Here is a 25,266-nt window from a genome sequence, read left to right as displayed (position 1 = left end):
TATCAGCACGGCTTGCCGCTGATAATTATTTTCCCGTTATTAATGGTATAGGTGATCTTATCTATTATTTTTAGAAGGTCCAGTACTTTAGTGACAGGTTCTTTATCGTTAAAATGCAGGCTGTTGATACATTGCTTCATTTTATTATTCGTGAATACCACTTCATAGCCGTAGATATTTTCCAGTTTTACCGCCAGTTCTTCCAGGCTTACGTTGGTGAGGTAGATATCGCCGTTGCGCCAGCTGTTGGAGCGGGCGGCATTTACCAGCTGTGTGGAGAAAGAAGCTTTGTTGCTGTTATATACTATTTCCTGACCGGCGCCCAGGATTACATTACATTGATGCTCATCCAGCACCTGTACATTACCGGAAGTCACGGTTACTTTTTCCTGTGTCAGTTTCGTATAGGCGGCTACATTAAAAGAGGTGCCCAATACTTTTACAGCCAGGCTTTTTGTCTTAACAATAAAAGGGTGTGCAGCATCTTTGGCTACTTCAAAAAACACTTCTCCGTTGCGGACATTGAATTGGCGTTGTTGTACGAAGTCGGGGTTGTACTGCAGACTGGAGCCACTGTTGAGCCATACTACCGAACTATCCGGCAGCACCATTTTGAGTCGTTTTCCGGGCGGGCATTGGAGTGATACCCAGGCAACCGGTTTGGGTGCAGGCGGTTCAGGAGAAAGGAATTTTAATCCTATTAATAATAGCACTGCTGCGGCAGCCGGCCATGCGAAGCGCTGCCAGCGCGGGATACGTTTTATGATAGCTGCCGGTGGTGGAGTAGCTGATTGTCCGTATATAGCTGACAGTTGCTGCCAGGAATGCTGTTTCAAAACGGCCTGTTCTGCCGTTGACGGCATTTCTGCCGGCATGGTTTCCAGGCTCTGGTACCATTGCTGTAAAAACAATTCCTCTTCCTCGCTGAGGCCCTCCTGCAGTTGCTTTTGCAATAAAAAACGGATATACCGGTAGTTGAGCATAGTGGGTGGTTGATGAATTAAGTACAGGGAGTTATTTCCATCGTACCAGTGCTGGTAAAAAAATATTTTTCGGTAGAAAGTAAAATGCCGCGGGGTTTCCCCCACGGCATTTTAAAACAGGATGCAAAAACAACCTTATTCGTTTAATAACGGGTTGTTCGCGACGGCATCCATAGGAATACGTATCGTATAGCGGGGATCGCCAGCTTTCAGGGTATATGTTTTCCCTTTCAGCGTATGAACGATTTCCGGTTGTGTAGTTCTGCGGAGATCAAACCAGCGGTGTCCTTCAAAGGACAGCTCACGGAATCTTTCGTCGTAAATTTCCTGCAGCAGTGCATTGCCGGACAGGGTGGCCAGGCGGATCTGCTCTGTAGCATGGAATGCCGGTGTATGACGGCGCTGTGTTAACTGATTAATGTAGTTACGGGCCACATCCGGCTGATTCAGCTGTGCTGCTGCTTCAGCGGCGATGAGGTACATTTCCGCTGTGCGGAAAGACTGCCGGTAGCTGTTACTGTTAACAACTTTAGCAATGGTATTTTTGCCTTTGCTATCTTTTCCATAAAATATTTTCGGGCGTAAGTCGCCGGTAGTATTGTACAGAGCAAAGAGTTTATCGGATACGTAGGCGGTTTGTATTGTTATCACATTAAAATTTTGCTCGTACGCCTGTATCGTTTCAATGGAATTGTACAACGTTGGCAATGCATTGCTGTTGTTGAAGTCTACCAGTGCATTCTTTTTTTCCAGCGCGGCTTTGGCTGCATTGAAAGCTTTATCCCACTGATGCGTATATAAATAGATCCGCGCTGCCATGGCCCATGCAGCTGTTTTGCTGAACCTGTAAGATTGTGACATCTCAAAATCATCCACATTTACCAGCGCCAATCCTTGTTCCAGATCTGCCAATATCTGTGTATATACTTCCTTTACCGTATTACGACGGGCCACTTTTTCCATGTCTACTTCCGTAATCAATGGAACCGCTTTATCGGTAGCGGCGGTAGTTTCATTATACGCATTGCCAAACAGATTTACCAGGTTAAAATAGGTATAGGCACGCATGAGATGAGCTTCTCCGATCAGCTGATCTTTCTGTGCCTGGCTACCACCTGTGGCAGCAGGTGCTGCTTCAATGATATGGTTGGCGTAGAAAATCTTCTGGTACTTACTTTGCCAATTATAAGTCTGCCCCTTGGTGGGACCATTTTCATCCCACAAAAAGTTGTTACTGATAACATCCACATCCCGGCTGCGGGTTTCATTGACGGTGATTTCATCACCGCGGTAGGAAGATAATCCTTTATCCAGCTCAGCTAACAGGTAGGCTGCATCCAGCTCTTTTTTAAAGTCCGCCACTGTTGTGGGGATCACCGAACCTACCGGTACAATATCCAGGTACTTTTTACAGGATGACATTGCAGCCATCGTTAATACCAGCCCGGTGGCATATATTATTTTACGCATCTTGCTTCCGTATTTTAGAATGAGGCATTAAGGCCGATAGTGAATGTTTTAGGAATAGGTTGTGCATAGATATTCCCCATGGTTTCCGGATCCAGGTAGCCATCGTAGTTTTTAGCAAACACGAATGGGTTCCGGGCTTCCGCAGTAATCTTCAGTCCTTTCATCCGGATTTTGTTGCCTACTGCTTCCGGCAGGCGATAGCCCAGCGTGATATTACGCACCCTTACATAACCACCATCTCTAATCCATAAACCGAGGGCATTGTATTGGTACATCTTGTCTTCCAGCCAATGTCCCAACAACTTCAGCTCAGGATCAGTGGCGGCCGTGTTGCCAAATAACGCCGGGTATTTACCATTTGGATTTGCTACGGTCCAGCGATCCAGGATAGCGGTACTGCTATTGGTTCCGCGGTTATAGGTACTTGGACTATAAGGAGCCTGCACCTTTACTTTTTGTCCGAGGTTAAACATTAACCCGATGGACAGGTCAAATCTTTTATACGTAAAGTTATTATTCAAACCACCTGTGTACAGTGGTTCGCTGGTACCCATATTGGTGAATAAATTACGGATCTGATCGTTGGTAAGATTGCTGTAAGGGAATAAGCCTCCCAGCTCAGGATCACCGGCAAAATCGTCCTGCAATTGCATCAGTTCCGACAGTGATTCTGTTTTACCCTTATAATTCACCATGATCATTCCATGCTCATTCAATCCTGCATATGGGAGCCCCCAGATAGTGCCGACAGCACTACCTTCCCTGGAAGGGTAATCGGAATTGTCCGGCAGTGATTCACGCAGAATAGTATTCTTGTTATAGGAGAAATTGAAGTCGGTAGACCAACGGAAGTCCTTACGGGTAATATTACGGGTGCTGATACTTGCTTCTATGCCACTGTTGCGCATTTCTGCCCAGTTTACATTCATGGTCATGAAGCCCGTTTCCTGCGGTAATGCCCGCGCATTGATCAGGTCTTTACCATGACGATCATAATAATCTACCGTCACATTTATTCTGTTCTTCAGCACTGCAAAATCAATCCCAATATTTTTGTTAATAGTTTTCTCCCATCTCAGCTTGGCATTGGGCGGATTCAGCACCTGGATGATCTGCAATGGATCACCGGGGAGAATAGGCACATTGATATATTTACCCACTACAAACGGAGAAGTGTTTTTGTCGATATTTCCCTGTAAACCATAGGAAGCGCGTACATTCAACATATCGAGGAAACGTACATTCTTCATAAATGGTTCTTCCATCACACGCCATAATCCACTTACGGACCATAACGGCAGGTATTTGTATTTCGGATCTACCCCAAACAGGTCGGAACCATCAAATCGGATACTTCCTCCCAGCGTGTAGCGGTTGTTGTACGTATAACTACCGGTACCAAAGAACGATACGAAGGCATTTTCCACGTACAGATTCTTGTCTCTGTACAGGACGCTAACTTCATTATCATTCATGTATTTTGGCGGTAACGTAGTCAATGTTTGCGGATCATAACCATACCCCACTTTGGTCACCATTTTATCTTTTATCCTTCTCACCTCATTACCACCCATCACATTGAATTCATGCTTTTTATTCACTGTAAAACTGTACTCAGCGAGTGTTTTCAGCGTGTACTGCTGCATGCTTTGCTGCCCGTTATTGATGATACCTCCTTTGGGTAAGAAGGTTGATTTTTTACCAGTTGCCGGATCAAAGCGTACGGCCTGATCCGCCTGTTGTCTTACAAAATAAGTATTCTCCAGGGCTATCTGTTCCGTAGTAGCATTCTCTGTCTGTATACCCAGCTGGGAGCTGATATGCAGGCGGGGAATCACTTCGTAATCCAGCTTAAAATTGGTATTAACAGCCTGGGTCTTCACGTTATTGCTGGTATTGGCGCGTTCTTCCAGCACATTAAAATCAAGGACATTATCATCTCCCACAATATTCTTATCGTACACATAATTTCCGTCTTTATCGGTCACCTGTGTATACGGATTGGCCAGCCTGGAATAATTCACCGGGTTGGTGTTACCGGAACGGTTGGTCAGAAAAGAATTTTGTGACCGTTGATTCGCGAAGATGCCTGCAGAGAATTTTAATTTATCTGTCAGGTCGTAATCTGTTTTCAGGGTGATGTTATAACGTTGTGCACCAGTACCAATGGTCACGCCTTTTTCATCGTAATAACCGCCGCTGAAATAGTAGGAAACTCTTTCACCGCCACCAGAGGCATTTACACTGTGTTCCTGTGTGAAAGCACTGCGGAATATCTGGTCTTTCCAGTTAGTGTTAATTCCTCTCAAAGCATTTATTTCATTGCGGGCATTGGCGTTGATACCATCAAATCCTTTAGTAGACAATTCTTCCGGTGTTACACCATATTTGCTCAAAATGCGGGATACCTCACCATTGTCTGGCCGGTAGGTAAAATCGGAGGTAAAAAGATCCAGTTCCAGGTTTACTTTCTGGTCACTGTTCATCAGGTTAAGACGATCCAGATCCGGCTTTTGCGTGAAGGTAAAATTGTTGCGATAGTTTACAGATATGCGTTCATTTCTCTTACCTGATTTAGTAGTAATCACAATCACACCATTTGCTGCGCGCGCCCCGTAAATAGCGGTAGCTGCTGCATCTTTCAACACCGTGATGCTCTCAATGTCCCCCGGGCTATAACCGGCAATAGAAGAGGTATACAGCTGATCGATGGCTTTAGCATCTTCCAGTTTAGGCAAATTAGTTCCTTCTACCGGTAACCCGTCAATCACCCACAATGGGTCCTGGGTGCCTTGTAATGAAGATGTACCACGGATACGAATCTTGGCAGCCTGCCCTGGAGCACCGGAAAGGCTGGTGATAGCCACACCGGACAATTGTCCCTGCAGCATTTGCTCTACGCTCATCACGCCACCGATCTCTATTTTATCCATGTTGATTTTATCCACTGCGCCGGTAGACCTGTTTTTCCGGATATTCTGATAACCGGTGAATACAAATTCATTCAGATTTTTACCGGAGGTAGCTAACGTAATGTGGTAGTTGTTGCTGCCGGTAATAGATACCAGTCGTGTTTCATACCCCATATAATTCACCGTCAGTTGTTTCACTTTCAGGGAATCCGGGAGGTTCAGGGAAAACTCCCCTTTCTCGTTGGTAATAGCACCGATGCTGATATTTTCTATGATGTTATCGGTACCGGTAGTAGTACCAATTGTTTTGTTGCTGGCATAAATGGAAACGCCGATGAGGGCTTCTCCGGAAACAGCATCCACTACTTTCCCCTTAATAATACGCGGGCTGTTTTGTGCCTGCGCCCACCATGGGGAAAGACAGACTGCCAGAAACAGGCATAGTGTCTTTAGTAAAAATGAACCTTTTTTCATGTAGCGATAGGTGATTATTTATTATTTAAAGCCTGGTTGATACGAATAATAAGATCGTTGTAATGATCTGCGGTGGCCCTGTCTGCGTTGTTCTTTTTGCTATTGAGCAATTGCAGCAGGCGGCTCAGTTCTCCACGTTTTGCACTTACCGCATCGGATACACGATTAACGGCGAAGTACATCATATTACGGGAGGCGCGTTCTTCCTTCAGCGATGGCTGAGAGGAGAAGGTGCAGAAATTTTCCATTGCTGCCGGCAGATCTTCCGTTTGTAATTTCTTCACGTCGGTGCGAACCACAGATTTGTCGATGCTTATAATCAGCGCATCCACAAAGCCTTTCTGGCTGTTACGTTCGTAGATGTCGAGTGCCTGTCCGCGTAAAGTTTTGGCGAAAATACCCTGGTGCATATCGCTCATCAGGTCTGACACGGTATACGCTGTTTTGCCGTTGGCTGCTTCATTTTCGAGCATGCGGGATAAGCGTTCATCGCGGAGCAGATCATAGTACACATATGATTGCAGGCTTTTGGCATATACCAGTGCGCCATATTCTATGTTACCAATAGGGCTTTCCTTGATAGGATAGCTTTTGGTATAGATATCATTTCTGAATAACCATGCCGGTGTGTTAAAGACTTCTGCTACCAGGTAATGCACGGCAGCCTGTTGCTTTTTCTTTTCCACATGTTCGTAGGTATTTTGTTTCTGACCATATACGGTAGGTGTAATGTAGATACCACCTACATTAGCCAGTACGTGATAGGCGTATTGATTCCACTGGCCGATAGCGCTGTTCAGCATTTTGCCGGCTTCATCGTAGTTGTCTCCTTCTTCACGGGTCCAGCTTAAAATCTGTGGTACAATGCGTTTCAGGTTCTGCAGGCCATATTGGCTGGCTTTCACTGCATCGTTGCCAAGGTCTTCTATCTGGGAGCGTGGATCGATGGCATCGCGGATGTCCTGTTGTTCGCCGAAAGCGTACATGCGGTCATTTTCGTGTGCCCGTAACTGTTTGTTGAGTGCAGGTAATTCTTCGTGCGGCGTTTTGCTGCCGGTATACTGATAGGCCCAGCCGATAGCGAATTTATCGTATACGCCGATGGCTGGTGTGATTTGAGTAACGTTATCGCCGGGCTGTGCCACGTAGTTAAAGCGGGCATAATCCATGATAGATGGCGCGGTACCGCCCATGCGTGCGGTAAAGGCAGGAGAGCGCAGGGAGTCTACCTCAAAAGCGTAGGAGCTGCCCATGTTATGTTGCAGGCCGAGGGTATGTCCTACCTCATGGCTGGAAACAAAGCGGATGGCGTGTCCCATCAGCGAATCGCTGAAGTGGTTGCTGCGGGCGCGCGGATCGATGGCGCCGGTTTGGATGCGTACCCAGGAATGCAGGGTGCTCATGACGTTGTGCCACCAGATGATGTCTGCTTCCAGGATTTCACCGGAGCGGGGATCTATCACTGAGGGGCCCATGGCATTGGCTTTAGCAGAAGCGGCGTATGTTACCACAGAATAGCGGGCATCGTCTGCATCAAAGTCCGGATCATTTAGAGGTGCATCTTTGGCGATGATGGCATTTTTGAAACCGGCGGCTTCAAAAGCTTTCTGCCAGTCTTCAATCCCTGCTTTGATGTAGGGGCGCCATTTTGCCGGTGTGCTGGCATCTATGTAATAGATAATGGGCTTCAGTGGTTCTACCAGTTCGCCGTTCCGGTAGCGTTGTAAGTCTTCCGGTTTAGGTTCCAGGCGCCAGCGGGTAATCAGTTCCCGTTCTTCCAGTTTATGTTGTTCATCGCTGAAATACCAGCGGGGCGTAGTAAAGAGCCCTACTCTCCTGTCTGCGAAGCGGGGCGTCATAGGATGCTCGCTTAGCAGTACCAGGTTGGTAGTGGTTTCTATAGATACTTCTACACCGGTAATTTTTGCCGTGAGTTCTGATTTGGCAACGATGTTATCTTCAAATGTTTTGATGGCACGGATGCGGGAAAGGTCTTTGATAGGAGAACTACCCATTCCGATGGCATCAAATACATTGTTGATGCTATTATTAGAGCCATCAAATATTTTCGACACATTTACCACAAAGGCGGTGGTATCTGCATTATAGGTTTCTATTTTAAAGTATTCTATGACAGAAGGGATAAAGTTATCCGCCACGGATTGTGCGATAGCGTTATTGGCAGGAACTTCCAGGAAAGGGTTTTGTTTACGCAGGAAGATTTTATTGAGCATGGTATCTCTCTCAAAGGAGATGACCATGTTGGCATAGTTCATTCCTTTGTTAACGCCGGCATCATTGAGTTGCTCCGGTACTTTGGAGAGTTTATTTACAACGAGGATTTGTCTGCCTAACAGTTTCAGGGGAATTTCGAAGAAGTACTCGTTTTTTACGCGGTGTACTTTAAACAGTCCATCTTTAGAAACGGCATCGGCGGTAATCACCTCTTTGTAAGGTTTCAGGCCTTTGGTATCGGGTTTCTTTTTAGTGGCAGTATCTGCTGCTGCCACGGGTGCTTTTTTACCAAACAGCCAGCTGCCTTTTTTCTTTGACTGGGCCGAAGCTTCCAGAGAAAGAAGACATTGTGCCGAAAGGGCTACACATGGGAGTAACCATAACAGTTTCCTGTAACTTGCGTGCATAGTTGGAGCGTTATTGTGATGTATACTAAATACTACATACGGGGCAACAATTATCCGGACACGTTGCTGGTATAAAAGAGGGCGTCCGTTTGCGGGAAGCAGCCGCATAGGAATCCTACAGGGGAATGACCCCAACAGTTAAGCCCAGCAAGGGCCGGGCTACAAAGGACAATGTGTGCTATCTAAGAGATCGTGCAGGTTTAAATAAATACAGACACAGGCAAAATCTTCACAAGCAATTTTGTTTCCGCGTGTTTAACATTTTTTTAACCACGGGATGCAAAGCTATTGAAAACTATTTACAGAAAAATATGTAATAGGGCTTTTTTAAATAAAAGTGATAAGCGGTAACATCCCAGGAGGCCACTGACCGATATTTCAGGCAATAATATTTTTTGAACCAGGTATAACGGCAACGCATACACTGTATGGCAATTTTAATTCGCAGCCCATACTTTCCTTTATTTATGACAAAAAATTTACTTACCAGTGAGAATGGAAATGATGATCACCAGCAGTGTAGGATCTACTTTACGGCGCAGGTGTTCGCGCATTTTTTCGGTAGCGCGGTGTAGTTGATTTTTCACGGTTTGTACCGACAGGGAAAGGTGTTCGGCTATTTCGGCCGGTGATAATTGTTCTTCTCTGTTTAGCAGAAATATTTCCTGCATGCGTGGTGGCAACTGTGCGATGGCGTCATTGACTATATATTGCAGTTCCTTGAGCGTTAGTTGCTGTGCCGCATTATTGTGGGCGAAAGTGGCCTGCCATTGTGTTTCTACAATGTATCGCAGTTTTACTTCATTGCGGGCATATAAGTTAAAGATGCGGTTGCGGAGTATTACCTGCAGGTAGGGCAACAAGGATTCCCGTGGCTGTAACTGCGTACGCTGATCCCACACGGTTACAAACACCTCCTGTACTATATCACGGGCTTCCTCAGCATCCTGCAGTCTTTTAAAGGCGATATTAAAGAGCGGATCCCAATACCTCTGGTATATGAGCCGGAACGCCTCTAAAGGTTGCGAATGCACCAGAACAACCAGTTCTTTGTCTGTCATACCATGCATATCACCAGCGAATTAACGGGAAGCGTGCAAGATATGATAAACCGGCCGGATTTTTAATTTTATTTATCTAGTACTAGGCCGCCAGGAAGGTGAGTATCCCTGCCAGCACTGCCTCATGGCGCATAATCCGGAAGTGACCATCGCCAGTGATCCGGAGCGACTGTATGGCCGGATACAGTTGCAGATAATCATCTATCTCTGTGGATTTAGCCAGGGTATCGGTGGTATCATACGCAATCCATATACTACCGGCTTTGATGCCGTTGATATAGCGGTGCAGGTCCATTTCGGAGAGATCTTCCCGCAGGCGTTGACGGATCAGCGTCATCAGTTTAGGCATCACCACGGGGTGAATCCGGAACAGGCGCAACGCTTCATCGAAAAATACGGGGGCACTCAGTGCAGCGCCTAAGAGTACCAGTTTGGGTACGCTCACGTCTTTGCGGGAAAGCGTGAGTGCGGCGTTTAATGCACCAAAGGAATGGCCTACAATGGCATGCAGCTCCCCTTCCTGTTTCATCACCTGTTCCAGTACGTGCATCCACTGTACCAGGTTGGTACGTTTGCCACCAGAATGGCCATGTGCCGGTGCATCGTAGGTGACTACCTGGTAGCCGTTGGCCAGCAACGCCGTAATGAGTTGTTTAAAGTGGAAAGGGCTGCCTCCCCAGCCATGCAGTAATAGCACTTTGGGACCGGTATTTCCCCAGCGATAGGTGGTGATTTGCAAAGGGGTGTCGTCAAAAGGATAACTGCTGACCTGCAGCGGCTGACGTATGGCTTCGTCCCGGAGCTGTTCATGTGTGGCACGCAGCTTTCCCGCCGGTGGCGTGCAGTATAAACGGTAAAATAACCTGGCAGTTACGCCTGGAAAAGGACGACTCATCATGGAGAGCATAGTACCTGCCATCCGCAGTGATAATGGTAAAACCTGGTGTTGCATATTTTAGACCGATTGGTTTATTTTTAACAATAAAAAAATCAAAGCATATGTTGTTTCATTTCTTCCCTTAAAGCGTCCAGTATTACCAGCATTTGTTTGTTATGCCCCAGCACACTACTCACCAGGATAGCTCCTTCCAGCATCGTAAACATGCGGACGGCGAACTGTTTTTCGTCCCAGTCAGGTTTAAATTCTCCGTTATCCTTCCCGTACTGCACCATTTTTGCAATGCGCGACTCATAATATAAAATGAGTTCACTTACTTTCTTTTTCAGGCCGGGATTGGTATCATCTGCTTCCACGCCGAAATTGAGCATAGGACAGCCGCCTGCCACCCGCTGGTTTTTCGGAAACGTGGCATAGTAGTCGAAGAGGGCTTCAAATTTTCCAACCGAAGTGCTGGCGGTGGCGGTAATTTTCATCAGTTGCTGCCGTTCGGCTTCTGCGATGTAGTCAAACACTTCCATCACAATTTCCTCTTTAGAGGTAAAATTGCCATACACGCCGCCTTTAGCCAACCTGGTTGCTTTCAGAATATCACTGATAGAAGTGCCCGCCACCCCTTTTCTATTGAAAATAGGCGCCGCTTGTTCAATGATAAATTGTCTCGTTCTTTCTGCTTTTCCCATGGCATCACCAAATTAGACCAATTGGTCCAATTCAGCAAAAAAAAGTTGGGTTTACAGGTTCAGGATACGTTCGATTGCCGGCGCATAAGCAGCACCAATGGGAATAGGGATGTTTTTGATGTAAAGAGAACTCCGGTCGGCCCGCTCTATTTTATTATTGGCTACAATATAGGAGCGGTGCACCCGTGTAAAAGAAGCAATGGGTAACAGGTCAACAGCTTCCTGCATAGATAAACGGGAAATCAGTTTGCGGTCAGTGAGAATAAAATTGACATAATTACCGGCGCTTTCCAGGTAAAGGATATCATCTAGTACAATACGGAATTGTTCATACCCGCTTTTCACAAAAATGTAATCCGGCTGGTCCTTATTTACCGGCGTACCATTTTGTTGTTTCAGCTGCAACAGGTTATTGGCTTTATTGCAGGCCTTCATAAAACGTATGAGGGAAAAGGGTTTCAGCAGGTAGTCGATCGCATCCAGTTCAAAACTTTTCACCGCATGTTCTGAATAGGCAGTAGTAAAGACAGTCATTGGTGGATAGGGCAGACTGGACAAAAAGTCCAGTCCTGAAATATCCGGCATTTTGATATCGAGAAAAAGCAGGTCTACTTTTTCTTTGCTCAAAAAATCGATGGCATCAAAAGCATTGGTAAAAAATCCTTTCATTTCCAGAAAGGGTACCATGGCGGCATGGTTTTTAATAACAGCCAGCGCCACCGGTTCATCATCTATAGCAATAGCAGTCAGCTTCATATGGCTATTTTACGTATTAGCAAGATAGGGATTTACATAATTTTCCCGAGTAACAATTTTTTAGCCTGTTGCCAGAGATGCTGGTACTGGCTATGTTCCCGGTTACGCCACTCTTTTACCAGGGCTTCGGCCTGTTCTTTCCGGATATCCCGGGTCGCTTCAAACAGGTGATCTACTGTTTCCTTATCAGCCTGCAGTGCGGCAGCCTGATAGTGTTCCTGTAGTTCCTTCCCGGCTTCTGTTTCCAGTTGCGCGGACGCTACTCCCTGTGCAGTAGCGGCAGCCAGCTTCTCATCATATTCTCCTTTGGGCATCAGGATTTTGCTGAGCAGGGGCATTACTTCAATGAGGGTGATAATAAATACAATCAACCGGTAACGTTGTTTTACCGGTGGATGTGTTTCTGTCAGTTCATGCAGTGCTTCAATCTGCGCCAGGAATCCGTTGGTCAGCGTGCTCAGATAAACCGTTTCTTTGAGGCTATCCACACTGTGCATTTTCGCTATCTGTGCCTGCAGTTGTTGCTGTTGCGGCTCCCAGGTCCGCTGTAATGTTTGTAGTTCCTCTTCTGATTTGAGGTAGGCCGACTTCTTCACCCGGGCAATATCCGACTCCCCTATTCTGCCGGAGCCACCGGTACCATCTGTTTCTTTGATATAGCCGTCTTTGTATACTTTCAGCTCTGCCGCTTTCTGCGCCAGTTGTGCCTTACCCTGGTCTATGGATTGCTGCAGAGTAGCCAGCTGTCCGGCGTTGAGCTTCACCAGTTGTTCCCGGTAAGCATCGAGCTTGGTTTGTTTACTCAGTTCCAACTGTGCATCAATGTCTTTCTTAAATAACATTAATACAACGGGTTGCGATATAAACAAACCTATAGTAACGGCAAGGACTAAACGAAAAATAACCGGCATTACTTTAATGTTCCCATTGGTGCGTGACATGGCAGCAATAAGCGTACGGTCAATGGATAAAATAGCGAAGCCAAAAAACAGGGCCAGCCCGGCTACTACCATGTCATCATTCACGATAGTAGAAAAGAAATACCCCCAGGCCAGGGTGGCAAACATCCAGGTAACGAGTACTGATATTCCAATGATGCGGTATCTTTCTTTTTCCGTTCTGCAATCCTTTAATATATCCGCATCCGCAGCGGCCAGCCACCATAAAAAGCGGGTCATGCCATCCGGCGCGGGTGCGGTGATTTCTTCTTCTTTCTTCATCTTCTTATTTATTAACATCGATGGTAAGGTGGATAAAAAATTCCGTAGCGGTTTGACGGATACTTAATTCATGTAGTTGTGGATATAATAACGCTAATCTTTCTTTTACATTGTTCAAACCTATTCCCATTCCTTCACGTTCCGGATCATTTTCCGGACGGGGGTGCACACTGTTATACACATCAAAGAAAATTTGTTCTGCCGTGCAGCTCAGGGAAATCACGATACGGGAGCGGTGCCTTAAACTAATCCCGTGTTTAAACGCATTTTCCACAAAGGGGATCAGCAACATAGGCGCTATTTCATGCTGGCACTGGCTTTCATCTATATTTACTTCTATTAAAATATCAGGAGATGATAATACGCGCAGCCGTTGCAAAGCAATATAGTTCTGTAAATAGGCGACTTCCTTATCCAGTGGTATCTTTTCCTGGTGATTGTCGTGCAGCATAAAGCGCATCATATCACCCAGTTTCTGAATACCTTCGCTGGTACGGGCAGCTTGTTCCTGCAATGCAGTACCATACAGGGTATTGAGGGCATTGAATAAAAAGTGCGGATTGATCTGGGAGCGTAAAAAGTCCAGGTCAGCAGCAGAACGGCCCAAGGCCTTTTTGAGGGTGACCACTGTTTGCTGGTGCTTTTTGCCGGACCTGGACAAAAACCAGCAAAGCGGCGTTACCAACATCACCGATATCCACGCACCGATTAACCCTATTGCTGCAAACCATTGTCCATCCCGGTGACCCAGCGCCCTTGTTATTAAAGCCATCAGCACGTTACAACTGATAATGGCAATAGCGATATCCCTTATCAGCAGCGTTTTGTTATGGTGCGTTTCCATAAAAGCGGGAAACACGCGGTAACGCAAAATGAAGAAGACCGCAATCTGGGAGGGACCAAAGAAGAGTATCATCAGTGCCATATCCCTGGAATCGCCGAAAGACAGGCAGAACAGCACCACAAATAAGCTGCTGGCCCAGAAGATTTCCGTCATCATCTGCCGGAAAGCCATGTCTGTATTGAACCGGGTATACAGCATCTCATAAAATGCTTTTTTGAGAAAATAGTATACCACATACGTAAGGGAAGAAAAAACCGTGGTAATAAAGGCTGACTTCACAAAATGCATATGCGCCCCCCTTACCGTATCATATACCCCAAACAGGTAACCATTGTAATAAGAGTTACACACGATGGCGATTAAGAAATACAATACCACCAAAGGCAACAGCAGCAGCACCCCTCCTATCCAGCGCTCCTTCTCCAGGAATTCCGGGACGATGACAAAATTCACCAACAGAAAAGACACATAGGTCATGGCCATCTGTCCCATAACAGGCAACAAAAAATGGATGTAGTAGTCGAACACCTGGTGATACCTGACGAACTTCGTTCCATAGGTATCCTGCAGCTCAAAAACGTTGTATATCAGGCTGGGATACAACACTGAAAACAAGAGCAACAAAAAAATACCGGTGACGATGCCGAATTCAATTTTCCGAAATTGATTCATAAGGGAGCAATATTTACAGCAATATTAGGAATTGCAGCTTTGCACCTGCGCAAAATGGGATGAAAGTACCTGAATACGGTATGAAAGCTATAATAAATCGCAGATCTTTATTATTTTCAACGCCTCAACAGGCCAATTATGAGCACTTCAAACAGACGTACATTTTTAGGAACCGCCGCAGCGCTGGCCGCAGGTACTGCCGCTGCAGCAGCAATCCCCGCTTCAAATATGGAAAAAAAATACCCGATCGTACATCATGTGTTCTTCTGGCTGAAGAACCCGGATTCTATTGAAGACCGTGATAAGCTGATAGCCGGTGTAAAAACCCTGGTTAAGATCGAAACCGTGCGTGACCTGCGTGTAGGCGTGGTAGCGAGTACAGAAAAACGTGAAGTAGTGGACACCAGCTGGGCAGTATCTGAGCTTATCTTTTTCAGTGACCTCGCCGGGCAGGCTACCTACCAGGACCATCCTATCCACCTGGAGTTTATCAAAAACTGCAGTCACCTGTGGGAGAAAGTAGTGGTATATGATGCAGTAGCAGTATAAACAATCACTATGGCCACTGAATACTGGATGAGCGGGCCGGTAGATAATATACCGGCATTACTCCAACCCGTAGCCCACGCATTATTGCAGGCTAACCTGGAAGTAAATGATTTAATGCAGGATTTCCCGGAAGCGCGATTGTGGGAAAGACCCGCAGGCGTAGCATCTCCGGGCTTTCACCTCCAGCATATCAGCGGTGTACTCGACCGGTTGCTGACTTACGCCCGCGCGGAATCGCTCACACAGGAGCAACTGACCTACCTCAGCGAGGAAGGGAAGCCAGGTAAACGCTTACAGGAATTACTGGATCTTTTCAATACGCAAACGCACAAAGCGCTGATGCAATTATCTGTTACACCGGAAGATACCCTCACTGATTTCCGGGGTGTAGGCAGAAAACAACTACCGAGTACCGTACTCGGACTATTATTTCATGCAGCAGAGCATACGATGCGACATACCGGACAACTGCTGGTGACGGTGAAAATAATACTTTAAATTAGCCCTATGAAACGCTTACTTTTTCTCTCACTGATTTCCGGTATTTTCTCCGGGATACAAGCCCAGCAAACACAGAAACCTCCTTTGCATGGTAAAAACTGGATGGCCGTTACCGGCAAACCATTGGCTGCCACCGCCGGCGCCATGATCTTCCAGAAAAACGGTAACGCCGTTGATGCCGCCTGCGCAATGCTGGCTGCTACCTGCACCATGTGGGATGTATTAAGCTGGGGCGGTGAAACACAAGCCCTCATCTATAATCCTAAAACCGGGAAAGTTATTGCCATCAACGCTCTGGGCGTAGCACCTACTGGCGCTACCCCTGCTTTTTATAAAGGCAAAGGCTATGATTTTCCACCTGAATACGGTCCACTCGCCGCCGTAACACCCGGAACCGCCGGAGGACTTTGTTACATGCTGGCGGAATATGGTACCCTCAGTTTAAAGGAAGTACTGGCACCCGCCATAGAAATGGCTGCCGGCTATCCGATAGAAGCACAAACCGCTAACAGTATAGAACGCGGTAAAAAATATATTAAAGAATGGCCTTACAGTAAAGCCGTTTTCCTCACCCATCCCGGTGAAAAAAGAGAGGCACCTGAAGCCGGTGAAATTTTTGTGCAAAAAGACCTGCTCGCCACGCTCACCAAAATGGTGGAAGTAGAACAGGCGGCACTACATAATCACAAAAGCCGCAAAGAAGCTATCATGGCAGCCTATGACCGTTTTTACAAAGGTGATATTGCCAAAGAATTTGTACGCGGCTGCCAGGAACAGGGTGGATTAATTACCATGGAAGACCTGGCAAAATGGAAGCCGGTAGAAGAAGAACCACTGCACGTAAATTACAAAGGCATAGAAGTATATAAACTCCAGGAATGGACACAGGGTCCGATGTTGCTGCAAAGCCTCAATATCCTGGAAAACTTTGACCTGAAAGCCATGGGATATAATTCTACCAGCTATATCCATACGCTTTATCAAACGATGAACCTCACCTTTGCCGATCGTGATTTTTATTACGGTGATCCGGCTTTTAACACCCATCCTGCTATTAAAGGATTGTTGAGTAAAGACTATGCAAAGGCGAGAGCCAAACAAATTAATCTTACGCAAAACGATGCTGCTGCGGGTCCTGGTGACCCTTATCCTTATATGGGCAAAACCAATCCCTACCTGCATTTCCTGCAGGAACGCCAGCAGCTCACAGACACAACCAGCGGACGTAAGCCAGGTGGTTTTGTACCTAAACATGACGCCACTATGTTTTTACCAGCTGCTGATCTGAATCATTTATATGCTGATAACACCACCGACAGCGCTTATATGGACCGGCTCTGGAGAGGCACTACCAGTGTGGAAGCTGCCGACAAAGATGGATGGGTAGTATCTATTACACCCAGCGGTGGCTGGCTGCCCGCCTGCATTGCCGGTAAAACCGGTATAGGGATGAGTCAGCGGGCACAAAGCTTTGTTCTGGATTCTGCTCTCTGCCCTTTCAATGTGATTGCACCGGGTAAACGGCCAAGGGTGACGCTCACGCCGTCTATGGCATTAAAAGAAGGAAAACCTTTTCTTTGCTTTGGTGTGCAGGGTGGTGATACGCAGGATCAAAACCTGTTACAGTTTTTCCTGAACGTGGTAGAGTTTGGGATGACGGTACAACAGGCCACAGAAGCCGCCAACATTAATACCAACCAGTTGTGGTTATCGCTGGGTGGTACTACAATAAAAGACAGAGAGCCCCGTCCGGGAAGTATCCTTCTCAACAATAATACAACGGAGAAAACGCGTAACGCCCTGGAGCAGATGGGTTATCATCTTAGCTTTGGAGAGCGTACCAGCGGGCCGGTAAATGCAATTTATATCGATCGGGTACATGGCAGCTTATGGGGCGGCAGCAGTAATCACGGAGAAGATTACGGGATAGGGTGGTAGTAGTGAAAGAATTACGAATTATGAATTACGAATTACGGATTTGTGGGTAGATCATAGCGATTGATCTCCTCACAAATCCGTAATTCGTAATTCGTAATTCTCTTTTCTTATAGTTAATCTCTGCTCCATACTTCATGAATAGGTGCTCCTTTGGAACTGAGGCCGCTATGATCCCAGTCTTTGCCGATTACTTTCCCTTTAAAGGAAAGCACGGCGCCTACCCGTGAACTGTCGCGGGAGAAGAATTCTATTTTTTCTGTGTAAGTACCATTTTCAAAAGTATAGGTACCGCCACCCGAGCCAAAAAACTCGCCTGAGTCGAGATTGATGGCTATCCATTGGAAGCGGGTGCCTGTCAGAATTTTAAATGTTTGTCTGGGTCCGTTGGGAATGGGATTCATTTTCCCCTCATTTTCCCGTGCGGTGATCTGCCAGTTGCCGGCCAGCGCGCCAGTGCCATCATCCAATCGGGTCCACTCTTGTTTACCACCGCCGGCAGTGCCGGTTACCAGGTGCTCATTTTCCATTCCCACTGGTATATCTGCACTTTTTCCTGCCTGTGAAGGATTGGCTGTATTATAATAAACAGTCACCGTCACCAGGTTTCCGTCCGCCGTGCCGGCATCTTTCCAGGTGCCTCCATAACTGGCAACAAAGTTTTTCGCGTCATAATCAGTCACGGTAAACCAGGTAGGTGTAATCAGTAATACACTGGTTACTTCGCCGGATACCGATTTCCAGGCCCCTACTGACGGGTTTTGTGCTTTCACTATGCCAACAAAAGAAAGGAATAACGTGAAAAATATCAGGTGTCTTTTCATAACATAGTTTTTTGCTCTATAAGATAATGTATCAACAGGAGAAAGGAAAGCTTTTTCCTGCCGCCTGCGCATGAAAATTAGCAGTTATTTCTTTAGGATCAGTGCGTTTACATCGCGTTTCTTCGTACTTTCCAGCATGCAACAAAATTCTTTCCTGCTCTATGGCGCCAATGGATATACTGGTGAACTGATTGCCAGATATGCTGCTCAGTATCAACTTCAGCCTGTTCTTGCAGGCAGAAATGAAGCGGCGTTGCGTGCACTGGCATCCCGGCTGCAGTTACCCTACAAGGTAATTTCGCTGGAAGATACTGCTGCATTAGTGCAGGCATTGAAAGAAGTAAAATTTGTGATCCATGCCGCCGGACCATTCCACTTAACGGCACAACCCATGGTAGAAGCCTGTATACAGGCAGGTGCACATTACCTGGATATCAACGGAGACATTACTGTTTTTGAAATGCTGCAACAATACGATCAGGCAGCTAAAAACGCGGGTATTATGGTTTTACCTGGTGCCGGCTTTGATGTGGTGCCTACAGACTGTATAGCGGTGTTATTAAAAACATTATTGCCTGATGCCAGTGATCTGAAACTTGCCTTTGCTACCACCGGCGGCGGTGTGTCGCACGGCACAGCGATGTCCATGGCGTATAAATTAGGCGAAGGTGGTGCAGTGAGAAGAGCGGGGCGGATAGTGCGCACAGCGCTTGGTCATCATGGACGGTGGATAGACCTTGGGCCTAAAAAACTTTTCACCATGAGTATTCCCTGGGGAGATGTGGCCACCGCATATTTCAGTACCGGTATTCCCAATATTACCGCTTACACCGGGATCCCGTTAAATGTATATCGTTTACTGAAATTGCAGGGTTTATTTAACTGGTTGTTACGCACAACTATTGTCAGGAATTTTATTAAAAAGAAAATCGGTCAACGGCCTTCTGGTCCTACAGATGAAATGCGCAGCCACGCTTACAGCCTGGTATGGGGCGAGGTATACAATACTGCCGGCCGAAAAGCCACTGTGAGATTAAAGAGTCCGGATGGATACACGCTTACGATGTACAGCTGTTTGCTGATGGCACAAAAAATCTGTAACGGTGAGTGGAAGGCGGGATATCAAACACCCGGCACCGCCTATGGTGCGGAGTTTGTGATGGAAATACCGGGTGTAGAACGGGAAATTTTGATGGCGAATCATGCTTAATTACCGGCGTTATACCCATATATAGCGCTGCTGTATCGTAGGTCATCTACCGATAATAGTTATCATGAAATTTTCGTGCCTGTTCCAGAGAAAAGGAATCAGTGATTAAACTATCCAAGTCATGAATTGCTGTGCTCACGCCATTCAACTGAAAATCAGAAGGAGGCTCTTTCCAGGAAATCTTTTTCAATGAACTAATGAACGCTTTTTTCTGTGAAGGAAGGAATGGTGTGTTCTTCTGTGACTGCTGCAACTCATATTCCGCATAGGCCTCAATCCGCCAGTACATATGTCCGAAATAGGTTCCTCCAAGTGCCTTAAAGGCTTCAAGACTATTCACTGCACGCATGATCTTAATAAGCCTGATTCTTGCTTCCTGCAATGATGCTATTCCATTTTGCTGACGAAGGAAATAAGCGTAAAAACGGTAAAATTCGTCCTGTCCGGCCTCTGAGGAAAATCGTGATGAAGCAAAAGTACTGCTATCGGGAGGAGGATAAACGGATAACCCGAATGCCGGTTGTTCTTTACGCAGGGTATCCAGGTATCCGGCAGTTACAAATATGGTGTCGTTTGCATCCGGTTCATAGATCACAGGTGCAATGGCTACTAAAGATTCCCAGGGCACCGGCCGCTGAGATACCCACGCCTGGCAACCGAAGATGAATAGGAGACAACAAATGTATCTTGTCATAAGTAAGTTAAAGATACCTTTTCCCTCAATAAGAGGATGATCATATGTCACGCGATGACCTGCAATTACCAACACGCTGTACTATCCCCGCCTACTTATATAAATGCTGATCCTGTACATAATCGATGCCATTTGTTTTTAAATAGGCAATTCCCCATTCACTTGTAAACTCATACAATGGCGCCAGGCTTTTTCCGGCAGCGGCTAAAGCGTATTCTACTCTATAGGGCTTTTTTGACAGCACCTTTTTTTCGATGAGCAGGTCTCTTTCCAGTTCTTTCAATTGCTGGCTGAGCATTTTTTCGGAAACACCCGGGAGGTTATCCCTGATTTCCGCATAACTTTTTTTGTCGAAGTGATGAAGCTGGGAAAGGATGAGCAGTTTCCATTTGCCTCCAATAAAACCCAGGGTAACATCCACCGGGCAGGTATATACTTTATTGTTGAGTGTGATCATGAGCAGGTCGTGAAATGACACTACAAGTTAACAAGTTTTAGTGTTCCCACCCTACTTTTTGGTAAGGTATTTCCGGGCCAAAAGCAGGACCCTACATTTGTATTCACAGGGAAGATGTATTATTCCCATCTCACAAAAAAATGCAAAAACTTAACAACGATGAGTGCGAACAAAAATTACACAGTAGAAATTATCAGGTACAACATCCAGGAAAACGAGCGACAAAATTTTGAAACGGCCTACCTGGCTGCAGGTAAGCTGTTGCAGGCTTCACCTTATTGTCTTGCTTACGAGGTAATACATGGAATAGAAGAACCTCAACATTACATTGTTACTATTCATTGGACATCCAAAGAGGATCATATGAATGGGTTTCGTAAGGAGGCGGAATTCCCTCCTTTCTTTGAGCTGGTAAAACCGTTTTACAATAGTATTGAAGAAATGAAACACTACGAGGTAACCAGCAATCAATGGCAGCGGTCATAAATATTACGGGGGCATGATGCAGGGAAATCCTATTGCCCTTATGCGTCTTCCAGCGCACGTTTCATAATATTCAGATAACCTATATGCTGTTCTGCATAGGACAAGCTTTCCGATAACAAAGCCCAGGCAATTTGTCGTTCTAAAGCAATGCTGATAATGGGTTTCGTTTCCGCATCCATTACACCTTCATCTACCAGTTGACCAAATCCCGTGGCGATGACAGCTGCGTCCAGTGCAAAAATAGAATGCCGGTAATCATATGCCGGATCTTCTATTAAATGCTTCATCAAATCCCTGTCGAGCAGGTCCTCATTGTATGCGTTGATGTCCATTTTCCCAACCGTTTCCATCACCCATTTCAAGCAGTCTATTATCGGGGCATCCGGGTTGGTTTTACGCCAAAGCCGAAATTTCACTAATGCCTGTTCCCCTTCATCGGAGCCAAAAGGGGCCAGTCCATCTAAGTCATCCCAGAAAAAATCTTCCGGAATCAATTCGATAGCCCGTGGATGTGCATGATCTTTATCAATACCATATATTTCCTCTTCGTCCATATATTTTATTTTATTCATTTTCCCACCCCCTCGCGTTTGAACAGGTTTCGGTACAATGCACAGTAAATCTTTCAAATTCTTCGCCAAATAATTCCTTATATACCATATACCCAATAAAACCTACAATCTCTGCTTCCGCATCGCAGGTGGCCTTGGATGGATTTTCCTCTATCATTTCATAATATGCCCTGCCCATCCCTACAATAAAACATCTGCAATAAAGAAACCCATCATCAGAGCCATCAGTATATCTATGAATATCTTCCCGGTCTATCCGGAATAACATTTCTTCCATGATATGATTAAAGGCAGTCAGTTCTTCCTTATTCAGTCCCAGCAACAAATCCCTGATATTATTGGTAACAGGACCATATACCTCACCAGTCAGATCCTCTATCAATGCAGCATCGTTGGTTTTCAACGCAGTGTTCCGCATTTCAAGTAAAGCAGGCGAGGCTGCCCAGGCATCTTCGATAATATGCCAGAATTTGAATTCATTCATAAGGTAGCAGTTAGTATTATGAGTGTAAGATATGCATACAAAACGCAGTGTAAATGCGTAGTGATTAAACGCGTACTATTGGGAAATATTTACAAACCAGGCCGATACTGCGGCTACAATAGCACCCACATCTGCTTTGTAAAAACCGGCCGCATTCATACACCCGCATTCTACAATGTAAAAGTCATCCCCACACAAACATATATCCATCACAAAAACAGCATGTGGTGTATATTCCAGGCAACGACTTTCTGCAAAAGCAATGACCTCTGTCGGACATCCGGCTCCATTCGTACTGTATATTATAAGGGACAGACACAACAATAGGTGTGTCCGGAGTTAAGTTGGTGTTTTCCACCATCTTCAGCTGATCATACCAGGTTTTAATTGCTGCAAACGATTTTGTTTCTCCGGAAAAGGATTTGCTGTCATCATCAGGGCGGATGAAAAATAACTGATCCGGCGCCTCTTCCCTGCTCATCAGTGCCGCAAAAGTGGTGACTTCTGCACCATAGTTCAGCATATGTTTCCCCCACCTGTTGAAATAATTTTCGATAGAAAAACGTGCTTCGTCAAAAAACAATCCGGGTTGTAATTGCTTATCCGCAGCTACCAGACTACAAAGTGTGGTAGATCCGTAAAAAATGCTTCGATGGCCGCTATCGAAAACCGGCAACGAGGACGAAAAAGGAATGATATCAATTCCCTGGAAACTTACCCCCACTGCTTCACAGGATAGTTGTAAACTTTCCAGGTCTGTTTTACTGGTCAGGTTTCTCTGAACAACCCATTGTATTCCCGGATAGAGGCTTGACATGTGCTGAAATTACATAATTATTTTCTTAATTTAAAAACCGCCGCCTGCCATATCTGCCTATATAAATTATTTTATTATTAATTTCGGGTCCCCTAAATTTACTTTGTTTATAGATTTAGTAAGGGCACATAAACCACCAACTTTGTCAAATTTCTCCTTACCAGATGAACATGAGCTACTGGAACAGGTTGCCACCGGCGACGGGGACGCCTATACCATTTTGTTCCGGCATTACAGTCAGCAGGTGTTTGATGTAGCCATGCTTTACCTGAAGGATAATAGTCTGGCCAGGGAAATTGTGCAGGAGGTATTTATGAAGATCTGGCTGAAAAGAGCAGACATGCACCAGGTAAAGAATTTCAAAGACTATCTCTTTATCCTTACCCGCAATCATATCTATGATGGCTTTAAAAAACAGCTGGTACGACTGAAAGTCTATGATCTGCTTGGAAAAAACCAGCCTGCCACCCAAAACGATACGGATCACCTCTTACTGCAACGGGAATACGATGCTATTCTCGACAAAGCCGTATCCGGACTCCCGCCGGAACGCAAAAAAGTATATTTAGCCAGAAAACAGGGCTGGAGCAATGAAGAGATCTCCCTGCAACTGAATATTTCCGTACATACCGTTAAAAAGCAAATGAGCCTGGCGATGCACGCAGTACGCGCTTTTGTTAAAGCCCGGATTCAGAATGATATTCTCCCGCTGCTGCTGATTATCCTCACTTTACGCAAGTAATTTACCTATCGAAAAAAATATTTTTCCTCAGGATACTCCTTTTTTATTTGTCGCTCGTCTTTACTCACATCAACCTTCCTAAACTTTGTATATGTCCACGATGGAAGTGCAGTTACTGCTTGAAAAATATAAGCATGGCCGGATCAGCCAGGAGGAGCTGCAGCGTTTAAAAACGCTGGTGGCGACCAACGATTATGAGCCGGAAATCAAAGCAGATATCCTGTCTGCCTTATATGGGCAGGTACCTGATAGTGGCTGGCAAAAGGAAGATGAAGCCGCTATTCTCCAACATATTTTACAATCCACACCAGTAAAAACAACCGGCAGGATCAGGATCCTGCAATATGCTGCCGCAGCGGCACTGCTGGGCGCCATGTTTTTTGCAGGCAACCATTATTTAAAACGGTCCGCACCGGTGGCCCCTATCGCCGCTACCACCGCCGCTCCACTTGCACCAGGCAGCAATAAAGCCATGCTGGTACTCGCAGATGGCAAAACAATCCCGCTGGACAGCGCCAACATTGGTGCGCTGGCAAAGCAGGGCAACACCAGCATTATGAATACCCAGCAAGGCCTCGCCTATAAAGCAGAAGGCATCCCCGCCGAGGTGGTATACAATACGGTAGTCACTCCCCGAGGAGGACAATACCAGCTGACCCTCTCCGATGGCAGTAAAGTATGGCTGAATGCCGCCAGCAGCATCCGTTTCCCCACTGCTTTTACCGGAAAAGAAAGACTGGTAGAGATAACTGGAGAAGGTTATTTCCAGATTGCCGCCAATGCGCAACAGCCTTTCCGGGTGAAAGTGAAAGGCACTCCGGACATGGAAGTGAATGTATTAGGCACCAGCTTCAATATCATGGCCTATCCGGATGAACAAACCATTACCACTACCCTGGAAGATGGCGCCGTACAACTGGTACATGGCAGCAGTAAAAGTTTGCTGAAACCCGGATTCGGGGGCAGCCTGTCTACCGGCGATAAAGATTTTGTCATTGAAAAAGCGGACCTGGAACAAACACTGGCCTGGAAAGAAGGCAAATTCCGTTTCCGCAATACCAGCATACAAACCATCATGCGCCAGATGGCCAGATGGTACAATATAGAAGTTACCTACCAGGGTGACCTCTCTGATGTACGTTTAACAGGGATCATTTCCCGGAGAGAGAATGCCTCCTCCTTATTCAAAATTTTATCAACAACGAAACGCGTTCACTTTGATATTAACGACAACCGGATCCTGGTAAGGCCATACGATCCACAGTAACAGCTAGCTATTTGTCCACTTATGAATTCATCATTTTAAAATTATTGTAAGTTATGAAGACGTGAATAATTCCACTACCGGTTGTAAAAAAACCGGAAGCACTGCAATGCTCC

23 protein-coding genes are annotated in these 25,266 nt (G+C 45.9%); 7 read left to right on the top strand and 16 right to left on the bottom strand.

Going from position 1 to position 25,266, the window contains the following annotated elements:
• Positions 1-2: 2 nt before the first annotated feature.
• From AC1DP6_RS16705 to AC1DP6_RS16660, 10 genes are all read right to left on the bottom strand, one after another.
• On the bottom strand, positions 3-983 hold the full coding sequence (locus AC1DP6_RS16705) for a FecR family protein (protein WP_477055847.1): 981 nt from the start codon (positions 981-983) through the stop codon (positions 3-5).
• Between the two features lie 135 nt (positions 984-1,118).
• Positions 1,119-2,453 (bottom strand): RagB/SusD family nutrient uptake outer membrane protein, encoded by a 1,335-nt coding sequence (locus AC1DP6_RS16700; RefSeq protein ID WP_477055846.1) that lies wholly within the window; start codon positions 2,451-2,453, stop codon positions 1,119-1,121.
• Positions 2,454-2,467: 14 nt separating this feature from the next.
• Entirely contained in the window at positions 2,468-5,839 is a 3,372-nt protein-coding gene (locus tag AC1DP6_RS16695) for a SusC/RagA family TonB-linked outer membrane protein (protein WP_477055845.1), read from the bottom strand.
• Between the two features lie 14 nt (positions 5,840-5,853).
• The gene (locus AC1DP6_RS16690) at positions 5,854-8,481 is read right to left on the bottom strand and encodes a zinc-dependent metalloprotease (RefSeq protein WP_477055844.1); all 2,628 of its coding nucleotides are present in this window, start codon (positions 8,479-8,481) and stop codon (positions 5,854-5,856) included.
• 479 nt (positions 8,482-8,960) lie between these two features.
• Positions 8,961-9,551, bottom strand: a complete 591-nt coding sequence (locus AC1DP6_RS16685; RefSeq protein WP_441577514.1) for an RNA polymerase sigma factor — start codon at positions 9,549-9,551, stop codon at positions 8,961-8,963.
• A gap of 73 nt (positions 9,552-9,624) precedes the next feature.
• Complete coding sequence (locus AC1DP6_RS16680) at positions 9,625-10,494, bottom strand: alpha/beta fold hydrolase (RefSeq protein ID WP_477025961.1); 870 nt, start codon at positions 10,492-10,494, stop codon at positions 9,625-9,627.
• A gap of 38 nt (positions 10,495-10,532) precedes the next feature.
• Positions 10,533-11,123 (bottom strand): TetR/AcrR family transcriptional regulator, encoded by a 591-nt coding sequence (locus tag AC1DP6_RS16675; RefSeq protein WP_477025962.1) that lies wholly within the window; start codon positions 11,121-11,123, stop codon positions 10,533-10,535.
• Positions 11,124-11,174: 51 nt separating this feature from the next.
• Entirely contained in the window at positions 11,175-11,879 is a 705-nt protein-coding gene (locus AC1DP6_RS16670; protein WP_477025963.1) for a LytR/AlgR family response regulator transcription factor, read from the bottom strand.
• 32 nt (positions 11,880-11,911) lie between these two features.
• On the bottom strand, positions 11,912-13,099 hold the full coding sequence (locus tag AC1DP6_RS16665) for a DUF4407 domain-containing protein (RefSeq protein ID WP_477055843.1): 1,188 nt from the start codon (positions 13,097-13,099) through the stop codon (positions 11,912-11,914).
• A 4-nt stretch (positions 13,100-13,103) separates the two neighbouring features.
• Positions 13,104-14,615: a sensor histidine kinase gene (locus AC1DP6_RS16660; RefSeq protein ID WP_477055842.1), complete on the bottom strand. Its 1,512-nt coding sequence runs from the start codon at positions 14,613-14,615 to the stop codon at positions 13,104-13,106.
• Positions 14,616-14,753: 138 nt separating this feature from the next.
• On the opposite strand from AC1DP6_RS16660, the gene AC1DP6_RS16655 reads away from it, so the two are divergent.
• The 3 genes from AC1DP6_RS16655 to AC1DP6_RS16645 are packed head-to-tail and all read left to right on the top strand — an operon-like array spanning position 14,754 to position 17,603.
• Positions 14,754-15,164: a Dabb family protein gene (locus AC1DP6_RS16655; protein WP_477055841.1), complete on the top strand. Its 411-nt coding sequence runs from the start codon at positions 14,754-14,756 to the stop codon at positions 15,162-15,164.
• A 9-nt stretch (positions 15,165-15,173) separates the two neighbouring features.
• Entirely contained in the window at positions 15,174-15,662 is a 489-nt protein-coding gene (locus tag AC1DP6_RS16650) for a DinB family protein (protein WP_477055840.1), read from the top strand.
• A 9-nt stretch (positions 15,663-15,671) separates the two neighbouring features.
• On the top strand, positions 15,672-17,603 hold the full coding sequence (locus AC1DP6_RS16645; protein ID WP_477055839.1) for a gamma-glutamyltransferase family protein: 1,932 nt from the start codon (positions 15,672-15,674) through the stop codon (positions 17,601-17,603).
• Positions 17,604-17,716: 113 nt separating this feature from the next.
• Here AC1DP6_RS16645 and AC1DP6_RS16640 read toward each other — a convergent pair whose 3' ends face one another.
• Complete coding sequence (locus AC1DP6_RS16640) at positions 17,717-18,424, bottom strand: hypothetical protein (protein WP_477055838.1); 708 nt, start codon at positions 18,422-18,424, stop codon at positions 17,717-17,719.
• A 136-nt stretch (positions 18,425-18,560) separates the two neighbouring features.
• On the opposite strand from AC1DP6_RS16640, the gene AC1DP6_RS16635 reads away from it, so the two are divergent.
• On the top strand, positions 18,561-19,634 hold the full coding sequence (locus AC1DP6_RS16635) for a saccharopine dehydrogenase family protein (protein ID WP_477055837.1): 1,074 nt from the start codon (positions 18,561-18,563) through the stop codon (positions 19,632-19,634).
• Positions 19,635-19,680: 46 nt separating this feature from the next.
• On the opposite strand, the gene AC1DP6_RS16630 is transcribed toward AC1DP6_RS16635, so the two are convergent.
• Positions 19,681-20,328: a hypothetical protein gene (locus AC1DP6_RS16630; protein WP_477055836.1), complete on the bottom strand. Its 648-nt coding sequence runs from the start codon at positions 20,326-20,328 to the stop codon at positions 19,681-19,683.
• Positions 20,329-20,419: 91 nt separating this feature from the next.
• Positions 20,420-20,806 carry a winged helix-turn-helix transcriptional regulator gene (locus AC1DP6_RS16625; protein WP_477025972.1) on the bottom strand — a complete coding sequence of 129 codons (387 nt, stop codon included), beginning with the start codon at positions 20,804-20,806 and terminating at the stop codon, positions 20,420-20,422.
• 138 nt (positions 20,807-20,944) lie between these two features.
• Between AC1DP6_RS16625 and AC1DP6_RS16620 the strand changes: the two genes are divergently transcribed.
• On the top strand, positions 20,945-21,271 hold the full coding sequence (locus AC1DP6_RS16620) for an antibiotic biosynthesis monooxygenase family protein (RefSeq protein ID WP_477055835.1): 327 nt from the start codon (positions 20,945-20,947) through the stop codon (positions 21,269-21,271).
• Positions 21,272-21,309: 38 nt separating this feature from the next.
• On the opposite strand, the gene AC1DP6_RS16615 is transcribed toward AC1DP6_RS16620, so the two are convergent.
• From AC1DP6_RS16615 to AC1DP6_RS16605, 3 genes are all read right to left on the bottom strand, one after another.
• Positions 21,310-21,825: a hypothetical protein gene (locus tag AC1DP6_RS16615; RefSeq protein ID WP_477055834.1), complete on the bottom strand. Its 516-nt coding sequence runs from the start codon at positions 21,823-21,825 to the stop codon at positions 21,310-21,312.
• Between the two features lie 10 nt (positions 21,826-21,835).
• Entirely contained in the window at positions 21,836-22,327 is a 492-nt protein-coding gene (locus AC1DP6_RS16610) for a DUF4240 domain-containing protein (protein WP_477025975.1), read from the bottom strand.
• Positions 22,328-22,511: 184 nt separating this feature from the next.
• Complete coding sequence (locus AC1DP6_RS16605; RefSeq protein ID WP_477055833.1) at positions 22,512-23,144, bottom strand: hypothetical protein; 633 nt, start codon at positions 23,142-23,144, stop codon at positions 22,512-22,514.
• A 142-nt stretch (positions 23,145-23,286) separates the two neighbouring features.
• On the opposite strand from AC1DP6_RS16605, the gene AC1DP6_RS16600 reads away from it, so the two are divergent.
• Together AC1DP6_RS16600 and AC1DP6_RS16595 are read left to right on the top strand one after the other, a co-directional pair.
• Complete coding sequence (locus AC1DP6_RS16600) at positions 23,287-23,886, top strand: RNA polymerase sigma factor (protein ID WP_477055832.1); 600 nt, start codon at positions 23,287-23,289, stop codon at positions 23,884-23,886.
• Between the two features lie 91 nt (positions 23,887-23,977).
• Positions 23,978-25,153, top strand: a complete 1,176-nt coding sequence (locus AC1DP6_RS16595; RefSeq protein WP_477055831.1) for a FecR family protein — start codon at positions 23,978-23,980, stop codon at positions 25,151-25,153.
• The last annotated feature ends 113 nt before the right edge of the window (positions 25,154-25,266 follow it).

It is taken from the genome of Chitinophaga sp. 01L420, from assembly GCF_056399985.1.
Note: the sequence above shows the minus strand (reverse complement) of the source record. Positions and strands in the feature narration are given on the sequence as shown.